The following is a 2,946-nucleotide window of genomic DNA, read 5'->3' as shown; positions in this document are numbered from 1 at the left end:
CGCCACCGCCCGCCAGCGCGTGCAGGAGGCGTGCGCCGTGGCGGCCAACGCCGAGCGCGAGGCCGCGCGCCAGGCGCAGCTGGTGAAGCGCGGCTTCGTGTCCGCCAGCGCCGAGGAGAGGGCCCGCACCGAGGCGCGTGCCCGCCGCGCCGCCTGCGACACCGCGCAGGCCGACATCGCCACCGCCCAGGCCCAGCTCGTCGCGACCGAAACCGAGCGCCAGCGCCTGGTGTTGGTTGCGCCCTTCGCCGGCACCGTGGCCAAGATCAGCGGCGAGCTGGGCGAATACGCGACGCCCTCCCCGCCCGGCGTGCCGATGCCGCCGGCGATCGACCTGATCGACGACTCCTGCCTGTACGTGAAGGCGCCGATGGACGAAATCGACGCACCGAAGATCCGGCCCGGGCTGCCGGTACGCATCACGCTCGAGGCCATCCCCGGCAAGGTCTTCGAAGGCCGCGTGCGCCGTGTCGCGCCGTATATCACCGCGGTGGAGAAGCAGGCGCGCACGGTGGCGGTGGATGTGGATTTCGCGGACCCGGCCGAGGCGCACGGGATGCTGGTGGGCTACAGCACGGACGTGGAGATCGTGCTCGCGACACGTGCGGAGGTGCTGCGCGTCCCGACCGGGGCCTTGCGGGAGGGCGGCAAGGTGCTGGTGGTCGAGGGCGACACGCTGGTCGAACGCACGCTGCGGACGGGCGTGGCGAACTGGGAGTTCACCGAGGTGGTGTCGGGACTGGCTGCGGGGGAGAGGATTGTGACGTCGCTCGAGCGGGAGGGGGTGATGGCGGGGGCGAAGGTGGCGCTGCGGCCGGAAGAGGCGCGGTAGGCGCTGGATCGAAGTGGGCGCCCCGGCTCCCGGATCGCGACTTGCGTCGCTCCCACATCCCTCCCCGAGCGCCGCGGTGTCGCCGCGTGCACGCCAGTCGGCGCACGCATTCCCGGGCGTCGCAGCGTCGCCGCTTCCGGTCCAATCGGCGCCAGCCTCGCCAGGCGCCGCGTCTCGCCTGTGGGAGCGACGCAAGTCGCGATTGCCGCCGCCGAGCGGGCAAGGTCTTCTTTCATTGTCCGCTCGCCCGACACCCCATGCAGGGCGCTGAAAGGTGCCTCATGCCACCTCACGGAAGCCACACCGGCCTGAATTGAAGCTGCAACAGAACACCATGGCCCAGATCGAACTCGAGCACATCGACCGCATCTTCAAGCTCGGCGACAGCGAGGTGCACGCCCTGCGCGACATCACGCTGCGCATCGAGCCCGGCGAGTACGTCGCGGTCATGGGACCGTCGGGTTCCGGCAAATCGACGCTGCTCAACCTGCTCGGTCTGCTCGACCGCCCCGACGCCGGCCATTACCGGCTCGAAGGCCGCGACGTCACCACACTCTCGGCCGACGAGCAGGCCGCGGTGCGCAGCGCACGCATCGGCTTCGTGTTCCAGAGCTTCCACCTCGTCCCCCGCCTCAGCGCGGCCGAGAACATCGGCCTGCCGCTGGTGCTCGCCGGCATCCCCGTCGCCGAGCGCGCTGCTCGCATCGCGCAGGCCTTGCAGGACTTCGGCCTCGAGGGGCGCGCCCGGCACCGCCCCGACGAACTCTCCGGCGGCCAGCGCCAGCGCGTCGCGATCGCGCGTGCCACCATCATGCGGCCGGCGATGCTGCTCGCCGACGAGCCCACCGGCAACCTCGACCGCGCCACCGGCCACGAGGTCACCGCGCTGCTCGAGGCGCTCAACGCCGCCGGCACCACGCTGATCGTCGTCACCCACGACCCTTCGATGGGCGAGCGCGCACACCGCCGCATCCTGATGGAGGACGGCGCGATCCGTCAGGACCTGCGCACCGCCGCACCGCCCCCATGAGCCCCGCCGACACCCTGCGCTTCGCCACCCGCGCCGCCACCGCGTGGCCGCTGCGCACCGCGTTGATGATGCTGGCGATGTCGATCGGCGTCGCCGCGGTGGTGGTACTCACCGCGCTCGGCGACGGCGCGCGGCGCTACGTGGTGAACGAGTTCTCCGCGCTCGGTGCCAGCCTGCTGATCGTGCTGCCCGGACGCACCGAGACCGGTGGCGTCAACGCGGGCAGCTTCGTCAGCAGCACGCCGCGCGAGCTCACCAACGCCGACGCCGCCGCGCTGTTGCGCTTGCCGCTGGTGCAGCGCGTGGCGCCGCTCGCGGTGGGCAACTCCGAGATCGCCGTCGGCGGCCGGCTGCGCGAGGTCACGGTCGTCGGCACCAGCGCCGACTTCCTCGAGCTGCGCGGTCTGAAGATCGGCCACGGCGGCTTCCTGCCGCGCGAGGACTTCAACCGCGCCTCGGCGGTGGCGGTGATCGGCGACGCACTGCGCAGCGAACTCTTCCCCGGACAGAGCGCGGTGGGCCGCATGATCCGTGTCGGCGACACCCGGCTGCGCGTGATCGGCGTGCTCACGCCGTCCGGGCGCGGGCTGGGCATGACCACCGACGAGCTGGTGCTGGTGCCGGTGGCGACCGCGCAGGCGATGTTCGACACCAGCGGGCTGTTCCGCATCTTCGTCGAGGCGCGCGGGCGCGAGGCCTTGCCCGCAACGCAGCGCCAGATCGAGGAGCGCCTGCGCGCGCGCCGCGACGACGAGCTCGACTTCACCGTGATCACCCAGGACGCCGTTCTCGGCACCTTCGACCGCATCCTCGGCGCGCTCACCCTGGGCGTGGCCGGCATCGCCGCGATCAGCCTGGCAGTCGCGGGCATCCTGGTGATGAACGTGATGCTGGTCGCGGTCACCCAGCGCACCGCCGAAATCGGCCTGCTCAAGGCGCTCGGCGCGCGCGCCGGCACCATCCGCGCCGCCTTCCTCGCCGAGGCCGCGCTGCTCTCCGTCGCCGGCGCGCTCGCCGGCTTCGCGCTCGGCCACGCCGGCGCCTGGGGCGTGCGCCTGGCTTTCCCGCAGCTGCCGGCGTGGCC

At 72.7% G+C, this 2,946-nt stretch carries 3 protein-coding genes; all 3 read left to right on the top strand.

Going from position 1 to position 2,946, the window contains the following annotated elements; genetic code table 11:
• Positions 1 to 832: efflux RND transporter periplasmic adaptor subunit (locus C665_RS18995; protein ID WP_004327429.1), on the top strand; the 832-nt coding region annotated here is incomplete at its 5' end.
• Positions 833 to 1,166: 334 nt separating this feature from the next.
• Complete coding sequence (locus tag C665_RS18990; RefSeq protein ID WP_012585969.1) at positions 1,167 to 1,862, top strand: ABC transporter ATP-binding protein; 696 nt, start codon at positions 1,167 to 1,169, stop codon at positions 1,860 to 1,862.
• On the top strand, positions 1,859 to 2,946 hold a 1,088-nt coding region (locus C665_RS18985), incomplete at its 3' end, for an ABC transporter permease (protein ID WP_004327427.1). The genes C665_RS18990 and C665_RS18985, both read left to right, overlap by 4 nt.

Source organism: Thauera aminoaromatica S2 (assembly GCF_000310185.1).
In the GTDB taxonomy this organism is placed as follows: Bacteria; Pseudomonadota; Gammaproteobacteria; order Burkholderiales; family Rhodocyclaceae; genus Thauera; species Thauera aminoaromatica.
The sequence above is the reverse complement of the archived record's forward strand: the minus strand, read 5'-3'. Positions and strand labels throughout refer to the sequence as shown.

Bases quoted from the DNA above. Each gene is read 5' to 3' on its own strand.
- C665_RS18990 (WP_012585969.1), top strand. From the start codon at position 1,167: ATGGCCCAGATCGAACTCGAGCACATCGACCGCATCTTCAAGCTCGGC.